1 protein-coding gene is annotated in these 258 nt (G+C 38.0%); it reads right to left on the bottom strand.

Annotation, left to right across the window (positions count from 1 at the left end; genetic code table 11):
* The coding region (locus AC1ECF_RS17690) for a class I tRNA ligase family protein (protein ID WP_480390750.1) at positions 1–258 on the bottom strand (258 nt) is incomplete at both ends.

The following is a 258-nucleotide window of genomic DNA, read 5'->3' as shown; positions in this document are numbered from 1 at the left end:
ACTACATTTCCTTTGGATTTACTCATTTTTTCGTTATTTTCTCCAAGTATCATTCCTTGGTTAAATAGCTTTTGGAAAGGTTCCTTTGTAGGAACAACACCAATATCATACAAGAATTTGTACCAGAATCTTGCATAAAGCAAGTGAAGTACAGCATGTTCTGCTCCGCCAATATACGTATCTACTGGCATCCAATGCTTAAGCTTTTCAGGATCAGCAATCGCGTTTGGATTTTTCGGATCGATATAGCGCAGGAAG

Source organism: Psychrobacillus sp. Z3-81 (assembly GCF_056620325.1).
The sequence above is the reverse complement of the archived record's forward strand: the minus strand, read 5'-3'. Positions and strand labels throughout refer to the sequence as shown.